The organism is Streptomyces sp. H27-H1 (assembly GCF_026627445.1).
Lineage (GTDB): Bacteria > Actinomycetota > Actinomycetes > Streptomycetales > Streptomycetaceae > Streptomyces.
Window position 1 is genome coordinate 113,467 of sequence record NZ_JAPNLJ010000009.1, and the last position, 17,022, is coordinate 130,488.

Sequence of the window (17,022 nt, forward strand, 5' to 3'; positions counted from 1 at the left end):
CCGGTTTGGTGCCGCCGAGATTCGGTGCTAGAGGGGTCAGCGGGAACGACGCGGGGCCGCCGGATTCGTTGCGGGCGGTACAGGAGGCGAAGCGGATGGGGCCCCGCGGTTGCCTGATGTGGACCGGGCGAGGGCCACATGGGCACGGTCGGCCTGCGAAGGTTGGTCTGGGTCCACCCGGCTGGCCAAGTAGTCGCCAGCCCGAGCGAGCGCCGGGCCGTGGAACGACAACTCGTCCGCGTAGTGCCAGCCTTCGGAGTTGCGGATCTCCTCCGCCCGGCTCGCGTACATCGCTCGCGAACCGGGTTGCGAGGCGTCCATAAGCGCCATGACCTGGTCCCACTCGTTATGGATCTGGCCTGCCCGTTCCAGGGTGGTGTCGATTCCGCGTATCCGCCGGAGGTCCTCGCTGACCGGCCCCTCGACGTAGTCGGCGCCGCTGGCGGCGGCGCGGACACCGGCCAGTACCTCGGGGCCGTGGGCGAGGAACACCTCGACGTGCTTCCACGCTTCGGCGTCACGTTCCACTTTGCCGTCGGCATAGCCCTTCTCGTCGGTGGGCCAGTCGTCGGTTCCGCAGAAGGAGTCCGAGATTGCGTCCCAGGCGTCGGACGCCTGCCTGATGCCGGTGGCGGCAGAAGCCAGTGCCGGGACATGCTGCCGCCAAGCCAGGTGATCGGTGGCCGACGCTGGCTGGTCTTCATGGGGAGCGGGAGATTCGGGCACGATGGGTCCCTTTTCTTGTGCCTCTGCTCACCGCGAACGCGGCAGTGAGCGGACGGCGGACGGTGGAATGGGAGCAGCAGCCTGGTTCTGCTGACCGACGGAAGGCCCACTGGCTGACACGACCGGGGAGACACGAGCCGCTGCTGCCGCTCGGTGCGAGCGGGAGTGGATCTCGTGACCCAGGCCCTCCCCCATGAGGTGCAGCTCCTCGCCGAGATCGGTCAGGCGGCCGGTCAGGGCGTCCAACTCGGAGGCGCTGCCCCGGGCTCCGTGGGTGCGGCACCACTCCGAGGCGGTTTCGAGCATCTGGTGCAGCCGGGCCACCGCGCCGAAGTCGTCCGTGAGCGCCTCGTGGAACAGCTCGGCGAACTCCTCGGGACGGGCTGCGGCGAGGCGGTCAATCCAGTCGCTAGCCGGTGCCGCGGTGCGCGGGCTCAGGCCCGAGGCGGAACCTCCCCCGTGGACTCGGTGGTCTGGTCGCGGTACGGTTGACGGCATGGTTTAACTCCGTGTATGCGTCGGCTGGTTGAGCTAAGCGGACATTCGGGCGTCGGTGTCGAACAGCTCTCGCTCGGCGGGGTGCAGGATGTGCTGGGTGATGAAGCTCCGGCCCGCGACCTTCCACAGGCCCCGGCCCTTGGTCAGGGCGGACACGGCCTGGGTCTCGACGCCGGTCAGGCCGAGCAGGGAAGCGGCAGCAGCGAGCTGGTCGGGTTCCTGGCGGTAGATGATGCGGGTGGAGCAGTCGGCCAGCAGACCTTCGGCCAGCACTCGGCCGCGCGAGCCGGCATCGCCTGCGCTGAGCAGGTCGCTGAGGCGGTGGATGACCATCAGGTTCGCGATGCCAAGCCCGCGAGAGAGCTTCCACTGCGACTGCATGCGCTCCAGCAGGCCGACGTGCCGCATCACCCGCCACGCCTCGTCGTAGATCACCCAGCGCCTGCCGCCGTCCGGGTCGGCGAGGGCGGACTCCATCCACGCGGAAGCGCAGGTCATCGCGAGCACCAAGGCGGTGTCGTCACCGGACCCGCCGAGGCGGGAGAGGTCGATGGACAACATCGGGGTGGTCGGGTCGAAGGCCACCGTCGAGGGGGCGTCGAACATGCCGCTCAGGTCGCCGTGCACCAGTCGGCGAAGGGCGTGCGCGAGGTCCTGTGCGGCGGGCCCCATGTGTCCGGCCTGGTCGCCGAGGGCTCGGTCGAGGCGCTCGGGCGAGCCGAGGGCGTGCGCGATCTCGCCGAGCAGCGGCACCGTGCCGCTGGCGTCGGCCTCGGCGACGACCAGGTCGAGAGCGAGGTCCAGGGCGGTGTGCTCCATCGGCAGGAGATCGCGCTTCAGCACGGTGCGCGCCAGGCCCGCCAGGAGAAGGAGGCGGCGCTTTCGAACCTCGGTCGACCAGTCGCCCTCGCTCACCGAAGCGGGCCGAGCCGGAGCATCCAGCGGGTTCAGCCGACCCGGAAGCCCCGGTCCGAGCGCGATGCTGTAGCCGCCGAGGGCCTGCGCGACGGCCGTCCACTCTCCCTTGGGGTCGCAGGGAACGTAGACCCGGTAGCCATGGGCAATCGCCCGGGTGGCTATCGACTTGGCCAGCGCGGACTTGCCCATGCCGATGATCCCGGCCAGGACGGCGTTCGGATTCGTGAAGCCCTCGATCCGCCCGCTGCTGTACAGCGAGAACGGGTCGTAGCAGAACGCCGCCTCCGCGTGTACGTCCCGTCCGATGAAGATCCCTTCGGCGCCCAGGCCGCCCTCTGCGAGAAACGGATAGGCGCCGCTGACAGTGGCTGTGGTCATGCGGTGGGCGGGGAGGCTGAGCTTGCCGCCCCGAGCCGAGGAGGAACCGGGACGTCCGGACGGCGGGTAGGCCGGCCGCAGTTCCGGGCCGAGGTGCTCCTCGGCGCGCTGCTTCGGCGAAGCTCCGGCGCGGCGGGCCTGGCGGCGGGCCTCGGCGAAACCGGCGCGGGCGGCACGCTGCTCGGCGCGTGACGCCTTGCGGGGGACGAACAGGTGGGAGGCGCTGGCGCGAGTGCGGGGCATGAACGTTTCTCCAGACGGAAGGCGGGTCAGCGGCGTACGAGACCGGTGAACGGCGAGTGCAGGTCGGCCGGGGTAGTGCGGCGGCGCACCAGGTGCGCGCTGCGCTGGTGGCGCTGGCAGATGGTCAGCTCGGGCGCCCCCTCGGGCAGGCCCGCCTGGCACGCCTCGCGTTCGGGCACCTCACCGGAGTCCGGGCTGGGTGCCGCGTGGTACGCGGCGTGGACGTGGTCGGCGGCCTGCCAGATCCGGGTGCGGGTGGCGCGGAGCTGGTCGCCTTCGACCGGCACGAGCTGGCCCGTGCGGGCGGCGTGGGCGTCGAGCAGGCCGTGCAGCGAGACGAGATGGGCGTGCAGGGCGTCTAGCTCCGCGCGGGTGGTGACGAGGGGACCGCCCGGAATGTTGAGCGCGCGGTGGAAGTCGAGCGCGGCGGTGGCGAAGGGCACGAAGTCCTGCGCGGTCGGGCTGGCGGTGCGGGACATGGGGGTGCTCTTTCGGGGGGAAGGAGGGCCGGCATCAGGCGGCGAGGGCGAGCGGCATGGCGGCGACGGTGAACGCTTCGGCCTGCTGCCATATGAGCGGCCGGAGGTCGAGCTGGGCGCCGACGGCCGCGGTCTCCACGACGGCGCAGGCGGAGCGGAGTTCCTCCTCGGAATCGGCCGAGACGGTCAGCAGGCCGGTCAGGGCGACATCCGCGTGGCCCGCGATGAGCTGACGCTCCCGGGACTTGATGTCCTGGTACTCGATCGAGTCCGCCTCGGAGTCGACCTGACCCCGTCGGGCTCGCTCGGCGGCATCCGCGATCACGCTGGACTTCTTGCGCTGGACATCGCGCAGGGCGGCGTCCAGTCCCTTCGGCTCGTACGACAGCGACAGCGTGCGCCGGACCCCGGCGGTGAACAGGAGCTGGTGCAGGAAGCCCGCCGACGTTTCGGTGCGGGGCCAGTTCTCCACCCAGTACGTGGCGTGGACGGCCGAGTCAGTCATGATGTGGTCCGACTTCTCGACGACCACGACCGGACCGGCAGCAGCGGGCTCAGCCTCGGGACGTCCTGCGGCGGACCAACGGTCCAGCGGCGCAAGGGCCTTGGGGTCGTACGCGGTGCGCACGACGGCCGCGATCTCGCGGGCGGTGAGCCAGCCCGTGGGGTTGAGGCCGGCGGTTCGGGCTGCCTGATCGAAGGTCGAGGTCAGTTGCGCCAGGACGCTGAAGGACCCGGGGAGGCCGCCACCGGCCTGGTTGATCAGACGTCGTGCGGCCCTGGCGTCCAGGGACACCGCGACGTACGCCTCGTGCGGTGCCGCCGCCGGGCCGGCGCTCTGGATCAGCTCGCTGTAGATCGCACCCGCGACGGGGGCATGGGGCTGGCCGTGCTCCTCCCAGTACCGGCGCAGCGCGTCACCCGAGTCCGGGACGGTGCGCTCGATCACCTGGATACGGGCGACGTGGCCCGTGCGGGCGAGCGCGGCCAGCGCGCGTCCCCATCCGCTGACGTTGGCGTTCTGGGTGCCCGGGTCGAGCAGCGCGTAGGCGTGGGAGGAAACCTTGACGACGGCAGTCAGGGTGCCGGTGTGGGGGTTGTGGACCGCGCCGTATCGGCGGTCGGGCGCAGTGACCACACGCAGGCTCGCCGCTGTGCCGGGCAGGTGGAGCAGCCCTTCGCGGACCGGGCGGCGGGACGGCCGGGTGAGCCAGACCAACTGGCCCCGCATCCGGCGCAGGACGTACCGGGTGACGATCGGAGCCCAGTCGGCCAGGGCACGGCCTCGGTAGCGGACGAAGACGAGGAGGGCGATGGCCGCCCAGACCGGAATGAGTTCGAGGGCGCCGACCACGCCGCGGGTGAGGATCACGGCGAGCAGGAGAAGGCCGGTGAGGCTGACGACGATCAGTTGCGAGGCGGTCAGGCCGAGCAGGATGCCGCGCCGCGAGCGGTGCGGAAATTTCACGCTGGCCGTGGTGGCCTCGGCCTGGGGCTTGTTGGACATGGTGGTTCCAGACGGTGGGAGCGGGCGGGGGCGGGGCGCGCGGCGCTCTTCTGGAGGTCATGGCGAGGCTCCGTTTCTGGTGATCGGTGGTGCGGGGGCGCGGGGCGGGCTGCGGGTGCAGCCCGCCCCCGGATGTGATTGGTCAGGAACCCGAAGGTGGCTGGCTGGGATACACCCAGTTCGTCGGAGTCGGGGAACCGGTTGCCGACGGCCCCGTGGACGACGGCGGCGGCGGTGCTGCAGGGGCCGCCGGCGGCGCGGCACCGGCGCGGGTCATGCTGCTGCCCGCAGCCGAAGCGGCAGCGAACTGGCCGCCCGCGGAGTCTCCTTCGGAACCTCCCGATTCGCCCTCGCCGGGTCGGGTGATGAGCGGCGGGATACCGGGGCGCTGGATCAGGGCCCGACCCTTGTCGCCGGAGGCGTTCGGGTCTTCGCCGTACCGGAAGCTGGTCCGCGGCTTGGGCGGACCGGCGTCGATGCCCTCCTTGCTGAGGTTACCGCCGGAGGGGTTGATGCCGGAGGCAACACCGTCGCTGCCCGCGCCGGGGACCTGGCCCGGCCCCTGCGGTGCAGGCGTGCCGGTGCTGGCCTGCATCGCCAGGCTGCCCGCAGTCTTCGCAGCCCCTGCGGCGACCGCCATGCCGGCAACACCGGTGCGGTGCAGGTCGTCGTGGCCGCCGCCGTCGCTGGCCCAGTGGACGAACTTGTACGTCGCGTAGGGGCACAGGAGCACCAGAACCATCACGACGATGCCGGCCATCGCGTCGGACAGGGCCGACATGCCGTCGTTGGCGTCGGTCTTGCCCATGGCGGAGACGCCGATCAGGAAGACGACGGTCATCAGGAGCTTGGAGACCACCAGGGTGGCGGTGGCTTCGATCCAGCCGCGCCGCCACCGCTTGGCGACCTCCCAGCCACCGCCGGCCCCGGCGAAGACTGCGAGGGCGACCATGATCAGGACGCCGACCTTCCGGGCGACCATCACGCCCCAGTACAGGAAGACGCCGATCGCGCACCCCAGGGCGACCAGGGCTGGGACGCCCCAGCCCAGGCCGTACATCGCCCCCAACTGGTTGACCTTCACCACGCGGCGGATCGCGTCGTCGATCGAGGTGTTGGCCGCTTGGAAAAGGCCGTCGGACAGGGCGTCGACCACGGTGATGGCGACGGTGGTGAAGGCGATGGCGCAGAAGCTGAACAGGATGCCGGTCATGGTGCCGATCGCAGCCTGGGCCAGGGCGCGCTCGTCGCGCCGCCAGGCGGCGAACATGAGCTGGATGCAGAACGTGCCGACGGTCAGCGCGAGCCCGATGGGCAGCAGCAGCTCGTAGTTGTCCCGGAACCATCCGGCGTTGAGGTCGATGGCGGTCGTCTGGTTGACGGCATTGGCGGCGAGATCCGCCGCGCTGGCTGCCAGTTCGCCCGCCGACTTCGCGATCCACGCGCCGATGCCGTCGGTGACGGCTCCGGCGGGGTTGGTGGCGAAGTCGACGGCGCCGCACACCTTGTCCATCAGCGGGAAGTCGCAGACTCCCATGGTCGTGCCTCCTTTCTTAGACGGGGGTCAGGGCGCGACGGACGGCATGACGCCGACCAGAGCGCAGTGATGGTCGGGCCGGCACTGGACCGCGAGGGTGGTGCTACGGCTCTCCGCGCCGCCGGCGCGCGAGCCCTTCCATGCGATCGACTGCTTGCCGGAGACCGTGACGGCGTAGACGTACGCCTGGGTGATCGCGCCGGGGTCTTCCTGAAGGGCCTGGGTGAACGCGTTCGGGAAGTGCCCCTCGTGCACGTCGGCGGTGGCGAACTGGCCGTTGGCGGCCATCTCCTTCCACAGCACGGGCGAGGGGACGATCTTGTCGACCGAGGCCGGGTCGGCGTACTTCGCCTCCGTGGTCAGCCACCCGCGCAGGGCGGTTCGCAGCTCGGCCTGCGAGTACGCACGGGTGTCGTAGGACCACAGCGCTGCTGCGGCTGCCTTCCCGAACGCGATCGGGTCATGGGTCTTCGGCGGGACCGGGAGGGCACGAGGACCGGTGTGCGGCGTGAGCGGTCCGGACGGCGAAGATGAGGAGGAAGCCGTGGGCGAACTCGACGGTGGAGCAGGAGTTTGGGAGGGGCTCCTGCCATCGCGGGTGAGGTACGCGGCCAGGCCGGCGAGGGCGACGAGCACCACTAGGACGACGGTGCCGAGCAGCGCCCGGCGGCGCACGCGAGATGCGCCGCCGGGGTGGGTGGAGTGCTGAGCCATCAGTGGACCTGCGTCCCCAGCGTGCTGAAGAACGCCACCACGCCGTTCGCCGCGCCGAGCAGAAGGGCCGCGCCGGCGCTCACCAGCACGCCCTTCTTGCCGTTCGCCTCGGCCTGGTGGCCGCCGGAGTGGTGGCCCCAGGCCCACACGCCCGCGCTGACGGCGAGGGCACCGACCACGGCGACGAGGCCGAAGAGGTTGATCGAGCCCATCACCTGCTTGAGGACGGACAGGCCCGGCAAGCCGCCCTCGTTCGGCTTGATCCCGGGATCGTAGGCGAGCTGTATGACCTGGTCGGCGAGATACATGGGGAACTCCAGTTCGATTTATGGCACGTCAAAGCTCACGAGGGCGGAGCGGCGGTGCGAGGAAAGGGGAGAGGGGAGAAAAGCGCCGGTCAGGCGACTCGGCGGACCGCGAGAACCTGCGGCCTCCAGGACGCGAGGGTCGAGATGCGGACCACGTCGCCGGTGCGCGGCGCGTGGACGATCAAGCCCTGCCCGATGAACATGCCGACGTGCTCAGGTACGGCGGCCGTCCCCCTGGTGAAGAGGAGGTCTCCCGGCTGAAGAGCATCGACGGATGCCGCCTTGCCGTCCTTGACCTGCGTGTACGTCGTCCGCGTCAGGGTGACCCCGGCGGCCTTGTACGCGCCCTGCATCAGAGAGGAGCAGTCGCACCGGCCCATGGGGTTCTTGCCGTGGGAGTCGGTACAGCTCCCGCCCCACTGGTAAGGCGTGCCGAGCTGGCCGAGCGCCCACCGGATCGCCGTCTGGACCTCTCGTGGAGCGTCGGCCGGGATCTTGTACTCGGCCGGCACCGCGCCGGGCGGAATGGTGCCGAAGTCGGTCCCGTCCCCGTCCGCCGAACAGCCAACCGCCGTGCTGGGCGAAGGGCCGCCGGGGCCGGTCGAGCCGGACGGCGAAGGACTCGGCGGCCCGTTACTGGACCTCGGCAGCAGGGGATCGATGGCCTTCTGCAGGGCGGTGGCCAGGGCCTCCCACTTGGCGTATGCCTCCGGGAAGCCTGACCGCTGCACCGCCTGGGCGGCCTGAGTGACCGACAGGGACTGCCAGCCCGAGACCTTCTTGAGCCCCTCGTAGAACTTGGTCGAGGCGTGCACCGGGTCGAGGATCTGGTTCGCCGTGCCCCAGCCCATCGACGGCCGCTGCTGGAACAGACCCAGCGAATCACGGTCGCCGTAGGTCAAGTTCCGCAGCCCGCTCTCCTGCAGGGCGGTCGCCAGGGCCACGACCTGCCCCCGGGCCGGGATGTTCATCGCGACGCCGGTGGCCTGGATGGTCTTGGCGTTGGGCACCTGCTCGGCCGGGTCATCGAGACCCGGCACGGAGACCGAGCCTTTGTCGCCGCCGTCCAGGATGGCCTTCACCTGTGAGGCAACGGCTGCGGTATCCACAGCCTGTGCACCGCCGGTCGAGCAGGAGGCCGAAGCCGTACCGGCACCGATGGCGAGGATGGGAACGGCCAGCAGCAGCGGGCCGGATGCGAAGAGACCGACGACGGCTCCGGTGGTCTTCTTCATCGCCGCTGCCGTCCACCGGTACGGCAGTGCCAGCCAGACAGCGGTGTTGGGTCGGGGCGCGGGGGTGTCAGGGCATGCTGCATCGCAGCGGCTCCTCGTGGTTCGTAGGAGGCGCGGTGCCGACTTCTCGTGCAAAGCCGTCGGCACCGCGCCGATGTGAATTCGCCTCTCAAGGCGGGCCCGGGTCAGAGGAGTTGGTAGCTCCCGGACGCCGGTGTTGGATCAAGCGCGGCAGCCAGCCGCGCTCGTAATCTCAGGCGGTACACCGGGTCTCCTCACGGCTTCTCGGACGAAGGGCTAACGGGCCTGTCGTGCTGCCCATTCGTACGAGACAACACGGATAAGCACAGGTCAGCTGGGGTGGAGCGCTGCTCCGTCCCGGTGACATGGCGAGACAGTAGACCGGGATTCCGGCCGCGCCAAACGGCTCTCGGGCTCGGTCTCGGACAGGGACACGGCTCGTTAGGTGCGGCCGGAATTCGCGATTAACCTCCGGCGCAACCCCGCTCGAAACGAACGCTGTTGAGCGACGTCCTGAGCGGGTCCAGTCCCGCCGTGCCCTGAAAGAGGCCCCGCACATGAGCTACACGCTGCACCGAGGCGATGCCCTCACCGTGCTGAAGACCCTCCCGGACGAGAGCGTCAACGCCGTCATCACCGACCCGCCGTACAACTCTGGCGGGCGTACCAGTTCGGACCGCACCGGTCGCACCGCGCGAGCCAAGTACGTCACCAGCAACAGTGCGCACGACCTGCAGAACTTCCCCGGAGAGAACCGCGACCAGAGGAGCTATCGGAGCTGGCTGACCGCCCTGCTCACCGAGGCGTACCGGGCCTCCACCGAGCACTCGGTCGCCATCGTCTTCTCGGACTGGCGCCAGGGGCCGACCACGTCAGACGCCCTGCAGATGGCGGGCTGGACCTGGAGCGGCACGATCCCGTGGATCAAGCCCGCCAGCCGGCCTCGCAAGGGTGGGTTCAAGCAGTCGGCCGAGTTCATCACCTGGGGAGTCAAGGGCAGTCTGGCGAAGGACCGGGACCTGTACCTGCCCGGCCACTTCATCGCCTCCCAGCCGCGCAAGGACCGGGTGCACATCACCCAGAAGCCGGTCGAGATCATGCAGCAGCTCGTGCAGATCTGCCCCGAGGGCGGAACCGTCCTCGACCCCTTCACCGGCAGCGGCTCCACGGGGATCGCAGCCCTCCGCGAGGGGCGCCGGTTCGTAGGGGTCGAGCTGTCCTCGCACTACGCCGACGTGGCAGAGCAGCGGCTCCGCGCGGAGCTGACGCAGGACGACTTCGTCCTGGCTGGACCGGAGGAGTGATCATGAGAGCGGAGAGCCCGGGGCCCGCGGACCGCAGACGCCAAAGGGCGGCTGGAGCATCGAGTAACCGATGCGCCAGCCGCTCTTCTGTTTGCGTCAAGCCGCTTCGAACGCCCGTCGGATCAACGGCGCCGCCTTCTCCAGGTCGGCCGCCGAGGCGAGGCGTACCTCCAGGTCCCCGGTCCCGAGGTGCCCGATGCCGCGCATGTCCCGGGTGAAGCCGTCCTCCAGCGTGACGGTGTCCGGGTCGAGTCTGAGGTAGACCAGGATCGCTTCGTGCTTCGGACGGAAGATCACCGACGCGACGTTCACCAGCCGTCGGTAAGCGATGTAGTGCCTGAGAGGGGCCACCTCGACCTCGCCCCACGCCGTGAGTGCGTCGTCCAGCTCCGCGTACAGGTCCCGCAAGCACCCCGGGACGAGACCAGAGCCCGTCGGCGGGGAAGTTACAGGGGCAGTCGGCACGCTGATGGTCGCCGTGTCCCGCTCCCGGCGCCGCCGAGACGAAGCAGCGTTCGTCGAACCGGGCGACGAGTCCACGAGCAGTAGGCTCAGGAGGTCGCCGTCGAAGATGCGGTAGCGCACCAGGTCGATCCGCTCGGGCAGCCTCTGCACGGCCACGCGGTCGTGGTGGGAGAAGCTGGCCGCGATGCAGACCATCCGCGGGCGGCGCCAGTCGATGCTCTCGGCGGCCTCCGCGCCGAGCACCTTCCGGACGAGCGCCTCGACCTCGTGGTGAGCGGAGTCCAGCCAGGACATGTATGAGACGGCCTGCGACAGGGCCCCGCTGTCGGAGCCCTTCTTGTACTCGATCACCACCGGGCTGCCGTTCTCGTCCAGCCCAAGGGTGTCGATCCGGCCCCGGTGCCACGGACCGGTCGGGTACTCCGACGCCAGGAACCGGATGCCGAGCATCGCCTCCAGGCCGGCCTCGACCCGCCGCTGCAGTTCCACCTCCAGCGCCACAGTCGAACCCCGCAGCTCGACGTCCTGGCCATCTGCATCCAGCCGGAACAGCTTCAGGTCGGTCACCAGCGTCCCCCTCCTGTAATCACTACAGGAGGATCAATCGATACCGGTACCGCACTATTCCGGCCGGAGGAACGCTGGAGACCGTACCGGCTCGAGGACGAAGGAGTGGTCGGGCGGCACGCACCGTTCAGGGGACGGCTCGCCGGTGTCGGGGTTGATCCATCACGGTAGTAGGGCCGACAGCAGAGGCGCGGTTGCAATGAAGTCTTCAGTCTGGTTCTTATGGAGTCATGACCGCGCCCCTTCGAAGGATCGAGCCGAGCCGCCTGGCGGCCCGGCGCGAAGAGTTGGGGCTGACACGAGCGGAGCTGGCAGCTCGGGCTGGGGTGTCGGAAAGGATGATCTTCTTCTACGAGGAGGGCCGGCACTCGCCCACTCCGGCCCGGTTGGACCAGCTGGCCAAGGCTTTGGGGTGCGACTCTGGAGAGCTCACCGGAGCTCCGCGCGGTGCGGAAACGCTGATCGATCTTCGTTATGCCGCTGGACTGCCCGTCGACCGAGTCGCTGAACTGCTGCGAGCATCGTCCGCCGGACGTGAGTTGTGCGTGTCCGCGGCCAAGGTGGCGGCTCTGGAGAGCGGTCGCCAGGTGCGTGGCCGGGGGTGGAAGGACACCCAGACGACCGGCAGGTTGCTCGCTCCTCTTGCGAAAGTCTACGGCGTGCCCGTGCGTATGGTCCTGGACGCCTGGATGCGTACACGTGCAAGTGAGCCGGCGCCGCAGATCCCGGGCAAGCGGCAGCAGGACCCCTCGCAGGCCGCACTGAAGACCTGGGAGTTGTTGAACGAACGGCAACGCATCTACCTGGGAGAAATCATGCGGGATGACCGTATGACGGCGACCGAGATGTGGATGCGACGGATGCAGCGTCTGCCAGTGCCCCGAGCGGCCGAGTGGCGCAAGCTGCCGTTGACCCTCAAGGCCGCACCGTCACTGGTGGGCTATACACGCCTGCAGGAACGCCTTCGGCGTGGCGGAGTGCACGATCCTGGCGCTGGTCAGACCGTGCATGCACTTGAGCGGCGCGGGCTGCTGACCATTACGGAGGACGCCGTCGAGCATCCCGGCGTTGGTTATGTGGACCGGGTGTTGGTGGAGATTACCCGCCGGGGCCGAGCAGCCGCCCGCGCCGGGCTGGGCGAGCCTCGTGAACCCGACCACGCAGTGCATCTGCTGTCGGAGTGGCTGTGGGGCGTATTGGCACGGGTTGCGGCGGCGGAGCCGACCGGGTTGGAGGACGACCGGTTGGCGGGCCGGTCCCTCTTCTTCATCGGCGTGGGCTACAAGGGGAAAGCGGGCGGTCAGCCGAGCCGGGGCTTCGTCGAATCCGTTCCGGTGATGGCGGCAGGGGGCACGCACGTTGCCGAGTACCGATGGCGATTGACCAGGCTCGGTAAGCGGCATATCGCGGAGTATCTCGATCTCTACCGGGAGCTCTATCCGCAGGTCAATACCACAGGGCTCGGCCTTTTTCCGGTCGACTCACTCTAGAAGCTGGTATTCCCTCCATCTCGGGGTGATTGTCAGTGCTACGGTCTACGCTGCGGATTTGTGACGAGCCCCACGCACGACGATGCTCAGACACTTGACGAAACCAGGGTCCGCTACCTGGTCACCCGGGCCGCCCTGCGGGCGGCGAAGGCCATGACGTCGCCCGGCTTGAAGCCGGAGCAGCGTCTGGCGACCCTGATGGAGTGCCACGGCACAATGCTGGCGGCTCGCGGGCCAAGCAGCCCGCTGCGATTCGCCGAGTTCCGGAAGGCACTCAGAGGGGATCTGGCCGGGCTGCTGCCGGACGGCGTGAGCGCCTTGGACCTGGGCGGGTTGCTGGTTATCGACCGGGACGGGCAGGTGACCGAGGATGCCTTCGACCTCGATCTGGAGCAGCGAATTCTGCTGCATACCCTGCGGAAGCTCGAACAGGACGCGGGCACGATCAGCGACCGGGAGCTCCAGTCAGAGATCGAGCAGGAGACGGCATACGCGCTTCTGCGAAAGCAGGGTACGCAGCACGCCTACGAGGCAGGCCGGTCCGACCTCATCCGGCATCCGGCGGGTCCGGTCGACCAACTGCGCAAGCTGAAATTGCCGATGGGGGTCGTCGACTTCTACGAGGAGATCCCCTACGGGTCCGTCCACCACGGCTGGTGGTTTCCCTGCCCGGTCTGCCGCTGGCCGATGCGCCTCACGCTCCGCAAGAACGCCGGCAACATCGTGGGGTCTGCTCGCTGCTGGCACGCCCCCCACGCGGACATGGGTGCCGCGTACCTGTTCCGTCCAACGTCGGACGAGAACGCGCCGGAGTTGCTGCCAGAGCCGTCGCCGGCGCGCCCGAGCGGGAGGGAGGCAGTGCTGTATCCGGACACCGAGACCCCGCCCGAGGCGCTGCCTGCGGAGGGCCACAAGGCGCTCGCCCGCGGCATCTGGAGATACACCACCGTGCCGGGGCTTCCGGAGCTGGCCCTGTTCGACCGGTTGAAGGAGCGCGGGCTGAAGGTGGACCTGTGGCCGGGGCTGGACGCCTACGACCTGCTGGTCGAGGTTGTGCCGAAGCGACGCAAAAAGGTGTCGTTCAAGGTCGACGTCAAGGATTACACGTCGGTCACGACGCTCGCGAAGCTCATCCACGCACAAGAGGGCGACAAAGGCGGAGCCGAGTGGCTGGTCGTGCCGGACTACCGGGCCCGCCAGGTCCCGCTGCTCTCTGGGGTGTGCGAGAGGTACGGGATGAGGGCGGTCACCGCCTCCGAGTTCGGTGAACTGGTCTGCAAGGAGGCAGGGGTGAGCTGGACATGAGCGAGGCGTCGGTCAAGGAGACTGCGGTACTGGCGGCGCTGGCACTGGCCGCCCACTACTTCCCCGAAACGGTGGACGGGGACGAACGCGGCGCTGCCCCGTTTGAGCAGGCGGCGTTCCTGGTCTCCGGCAAGTACCAGGCGTGGGACCGATGGGACAGCCTCACCCATGAGGAGAAGCAGCGGATCACGGCGGTATACGCCATCGCCCCCACCGAGATCTCGGGTCTCCGGGCCTTCTCGATCACAGCCCGGACCATGCTCGCGCCCCTGCATGGAGACGACCCCAACGGCCCAGGGACAATGCTTCCCTTTGAGCTCGTCGGTGAAAACCCGTTCACCGCCGTTGCCGCCTTCCCACGGGTAGGCGGCGACCTGCCGGGATACGTCGACCGTCTCACGGCCCGCTTCCGCCGGCCCAGCGGCCGTCCCAAGCCTCCGGACTTCGCCGGTCCGGGGACATGGGCCACGCAGGAGATGTTTGTGAACGGGGAGGGACAGATTCAGGGGCGGCTCACCATCCCCACCTACCCGCAGTTCACCGCCCCGCTCGGCCACGATCAGCTCCCACACGTCTCCTCTGTCCCCTACCTGCCTGACGTCCGTATCCCCACGCCCGAACTCCTTGGGCTGGCCCGGCATATCGACCGGCGCTACACGCCGGAGAAGCGCTATCTGCACCAGATCCTGCAGCAGCTCTTCGAGGTGCTGCAGACCACCGACAGTCTGTCCCCCCGCGAGGCGCTGACGATGACCGCCGGTCGGACAGAGATCTTCAACGCCCCGACCGGCACCGGCAAGAGCGTCCTGGTCCGGGTCATGGCCGCATGGTTCGCCGCGAACCAGTTACGCGTCGCCATCGTGCTGCCCGATATCAAGGCGTGCCTGGCAGCCACGTGGAATGTGCGTGGGGACCTCGACCACCTGCGTAAATCGGGGGTCATCGAACACGAGGCAGGTTGTGCCCACCTGATGTCCTCGTCCGGGATGCACGACCGCGCCCTCAAGCACGCCTCCCTGATCAACGAAGACCCCGACCTTCCCGGTGAGTGGGGTGAGCGAGGCGAGCGTGATCTTGACCAACTGGCCTACGGATGCGCGCAAAAGACCTTCCTGGAGGCCACCGGCGACTACCCGCCCGGGCGCGAGCCGTGCTTGAACCTGCGCCGTCAGGGGGTGGGGTCCGCAGCCTGCCCCTGGATCCCGACGTGCGGGAAGTTCGCCCCCGTCTACGACGCATGCGCCGCGAACGTCGTCGTCATGAACCACTACGCCTTCATGCAGGGCAACCTGCGCATCGGCGTAAACCTGGACGGCCGGGCCGTCCGGAGTATGACGGCGGCCGAGTTCGCGCTTCGGACCTGCCACGCCGTGCTCGTCGACGAAGTGGACCAGTTCCAGTCCCGGGCCATCGACAACTGCGCCGGCGAGGTGGTCCTGCACTCTCGGCGGCACTGGTCCGCAGCGCCGCAGGAGATGGACACCGACGCGAAGCGGCTGCACATCGACGACGAGCACAACCTGCTGCCCGCTGTCAGCCACGTGCGGCTGATGGCGGAGTTCCTCCTCCTGAGCATCTGCAAGAACGCCCTCAGCTTGCACGCCACGGAAGACGAGCGAGCCCAGGCCCGCATTCCGGACCAGACCAGTACCCGCTGGCACTTGGCCCGTGGGCGGGACCGCGCACTGATCCGCCTGCTCTGGCCCGAGACGGAGATCGCGGAAGAGGCGGACATTCCGCCGGACTTCTTCCAGCGGCTCAACGCCCTCATGCCGGCCCGATATCGGGGCCTCGATCCGCTCGCCTCCCAAGCGAGTCTGCTCGAACCCGACTGGGACGACGTGCGGCGTGCCCTCGGCGCCCTCGTGGCGCCACGAGGCGAGCACCTGCTCGACATGGTGAAGCTGGAGCTGCACACGCTTCTCGAGGATTCCATCAAGGACGTTCAACGGCGCTCCAAGGCCATCAACCTCCTGGTGACGCGCACCGCCATGACCGAGCTGGACGAAGCTCTGTCCGAACTGCAGGACAAGGCCCAGGACTATCGCTCCTCCGGCCTGCGGTCGGCACAGAAGATCGTGGAACTCCTGCGGGCCACGGCAGTCTCCTCGGTGATTCCGCTGGGCATGCTCGGCCGTTCCATCACCGGCTACCGCATCACCGGGCTTGACGACAAGGAGAAGAACGCCAGCCTTGTCGCCCAGACCATCACCGGTGACCCGCACACCTACACCGCCGAGCTCGGCGGTGTCGTCTCGCTCCTCCTGGCCGCTGTGGAGCGGCCGGTGATGGGCTTGTCGGCCACCGCATACTTCCCCCAAGCCGTGCGCGAACATGTCCATGCCCCCGTCCGATGGTGGATGACCGACGCGCAGGCCAAGTCCATCCGGGCCAGGAAGCACCGTATCGAGTACGGAGAGGGCCACCCCCTGTTCGGGGAGCCCATCAAGGTGTCAGGCACCCACCCCAGCCGCAAAAAGGACGCCCTGATCGAACTGGGCAGCAACCTGTACGACCAGAAGATCCACCGCGAACTCGAACGAACGGCGGCCCAGGACCCCGATCGCGCCCACGTGCTCGTGGTGGCCAACTCATACCAGCAGTGCGCCTGGCTGGCGCGCGGCATCGCGCAAGCCGGCCACTACGGCGGCGGATTGTGCGTCGCGGTGCGGGCGGAGGACCGTCACCGCGCAGACCCCGACCTGCCCAAGGAGAACGTCGCAGTACGCCTCACCGCCGAGGAGTTCGAGGACTTCCCCAAGCACGGCAAGATCCTGGTCGTGCCCCTGTCGCTGATTGCCAGGGGGCTCAACATCGTCGTCGGCATCCGCTCCGCCGTCCGCTCCGTCTACCTTTGTGTACGTCCCCTGGCGCTCCTCAGCGAGCCCGCCGAGATGTACGCCAGCATCAACGCCGCCGGTCTGCGGGCCCTGCCGACCGGCGGTCGCTCGAACCCGTCACAGGGGCTTGCCGTCGGTCGTGACGCTGCCTGGGAACGTCTGTCCCTTCTCCTGCGGACGGCCCCGCAGTTCACGGCCATGCACAAGTCGCTCCAGGAGGAGGTCGTCGCGGGCATGATCGTCGATCTCATCCAGCTGGCCGGCCGGGCTCGCCGCGGAGGCACCGAAGCGGTCCTCCACATGGTCGACTACGCCTTCCACGAGGACACCTGGAACGCCGACCTGGAAACAGTCCTGCACCGCATCTACTCCCAGTGGAAGCCCGAGGTGCGCCAACGGATGAACGAGCTGTACGGAGAGGCGCTCAACGCGTTCCTCTCCTACGCCGGCATCGAACCCCACGAGCCCGGCTTCCCGGACGCCTGAA

At 69.1% G+C, this 17,022-nt stretch carries 14 protein-coding genes; 4 read left to right on the forward strand and 10 right to left on the reverse strand.

Annotated features, from left to right (window positions below):
- Nucleotides 1-36: 36 nt before the first annotated feature.
- From OTB20_RS12550 to OTB20_RS12590, 9 genes are all read right to left on the reverse strand, one after another.
- The gene (locus tag OTB20_RS12550; RefSeq protein WP_420716382.1) at nucleotides 37-672 is read right to left on the reverse strand and encodes a hypothetical protein; all 636 of its coding nucleotides are present in this window, start codon (nucleotides 670-672) and stop codon (nucleotides 37-39) included.
- 81 nt (nucleotides 673-753) lie between these two features.
- On the reverse strand, nucleotides 754-1,224 hold the full coding sequence (locus OTB20_RS12555) for a hypothetical protein (protein ID WP_267751932.1): 471 nt from the start codon (nucleotides 1,222-1,224) through the stop codon (nucleotides 754-756).
- A 33-nt stretch (nucleotides 1,225-1,257) separates the two neighbouring features.
- Entirely contained in the window at nucleotides 1,258-2,763 is a 1,506-nt protein-coding gene (locus OTB20_RS12560; RefSeq protein ID WP_267751933.1) for an ATP-binding protein, read from the reverse strand.
- Nucleotides 2,764-2,789: 26 nt separating this feature from the next.
- The gene (locus tag OTB20_RS12565; RefSeq protein WP_267751934.1) at nucleotides 2,790-3,242 is read right to left on the reverse strand and encodes a DUF6238 family protein; all 453 of its coding nucleotides are present in this window, start codon (nucleotides 3,240-3,242) and stop codon (nucleotides 2,790-2,792) included.
- 34 nt (nucleotides 3,243-3,276) lie between these two features.
- On the reverse strand, nucleotides 3,277-4,749 hold the full coding sequence (locus OTB20_RS12570) for an SCO6880 family protein (RefSeq protein ID WP_267751935.1): 1,473 nt from the start codon (nucleotides 4,747-4,749) through the stop codon (nucleotides 3,277-3,279).
- A 142-nt stretch (nucleotides 4,750-4,891) separates the two neighbouring features.
- Complete coding sequence (locus OTB20_RS12575; protein WP_267751936.1) at nucleotides 4,892-6,286, reverse strand: SCO6881 family protein; 1,395 nt, start codon at nucleotides 6,284-6,286, stop codon at nucleotides 4,892-4,894.
- 27 nt (nucleotides 6,287-6,313) lie between these two features.
- On the reverse strand, nucleotides 6,314-7,000 hold the full coding sequence (locus OTB20_RS12580) for a hypothetical protein (protein ID WP_267751937.1): 687 nt from the start codon (nucleotides 6,998-7,000) through the stop codon (nucleotides 6,314-6,316).
- Nucleotides 7,000-7,308, reverse strand: coding sequence for a DUF6112 family protein (locus OTB20_RS12585; protein ID WP_030581509.1), 309 nt, complete (start codon nucleotides 7,306-7,308; stop codon nucleotides 7,000-7,002). Before OTB20_RS12585 ends, OTB20_RS12580 begins: the two co-directional genes overlap by 1 nt.
- An 89-nt stretch (nucleotides 7,309-7,397) precedes the next feature.
- Complete coding sequence (locus tag OTB20_RS12590) at nucleotides 7,398-8,543, reverse strand: C40 family peptidase (protein ID WP_267751938.1); 1,146 nt, start codon at nucleotides 8,541-8,543, stop codon at nucleotides 7,398-7,400.
- A 578-nt stretch (nucleotides 8,544-9,121) separates the two neighbouring features.
- On the opposite strand from OTB20_RS12590, the gene OTB20_RS12595 reads away from it, so the two are divergent.
- Nucleotides 9,122-9,868, forward strand: a complete 747-nt coding sequence (locus OTB20_RS12595) for a DNA-methyltransferase (RefSeq protein WP_267751939.1) — start codon at nucleotides 9,122-9,124, stop codon at nucleotides 9,866-9,868.
- Between the two features lie 96 nt (nucleotides 9,869-9,964).
- Here the strand turns inward: OTB20_RS12595 and OTB20_RS12600 are convergent, their stop codons facing one another.
- Entirely contained in the window at nucleotides 9,965-10,900 is a 936-nt protein-coding gene (locus tag OTB20_RS12600; protein ID WP_267751940.1) for a DUF5655 domain-containing protein, read from the reverse strand.
- Between the two features lie 230 nt (nucleotides 10,901-11,130).
- Here OTB20_RS12600 and OTB20_RS12605 point away from each other — a divergent pair, with 230 nt between their 5' ends.
- The 3 genes from OTB20_RS12605 to OTB20_RS12615 are packed head-to-tail and all read left to right on the forward strand — an operon-like array spanning nucleotide 11,131 to nucleotide 17,021.
- Nucleotides 11,131-12,390 carry a helix-turn-helix domain-containing protein gene (locus tag OTB20_RS12605; RefSeq protein ID WP_267751941.1) on the forward strand — a complete coding sequence of 420 codons (1,260 nt, stop codon included), beginning with the start codon at nucleotides 11,131-11,133 and terminating at the stop codon, nucleotides 12,388-12,390.
- Nucleotides 12,391-12,450: 60 nt separating this feature from the next.
- A complete protein-coding gene (locus OTB20_RS12610) occupies nucleotides 12,451-13,695 on the forward strand; it encodes a hypothetical protein (RefSeq protein ID WP_267751942.1) in 1,245 nt (414 codons plus the stop codon).
- A complete protein-coding gene (locus OTB20_RS12615; protein ID WP_267751943.1) occupies nucleotides 13,692-17,021 on the forward strand; it encodes a hypothetical protein in 3,330 nt (1,109 codons plus the stop codon). Before OTB20_RS12610 ends, OTB20_RS12615 begins: the two co-directional genes overlap by 4 nt.
- The last annotated feature ends 1 nt before the right edge of the window (nucleotide 17,022 follow it).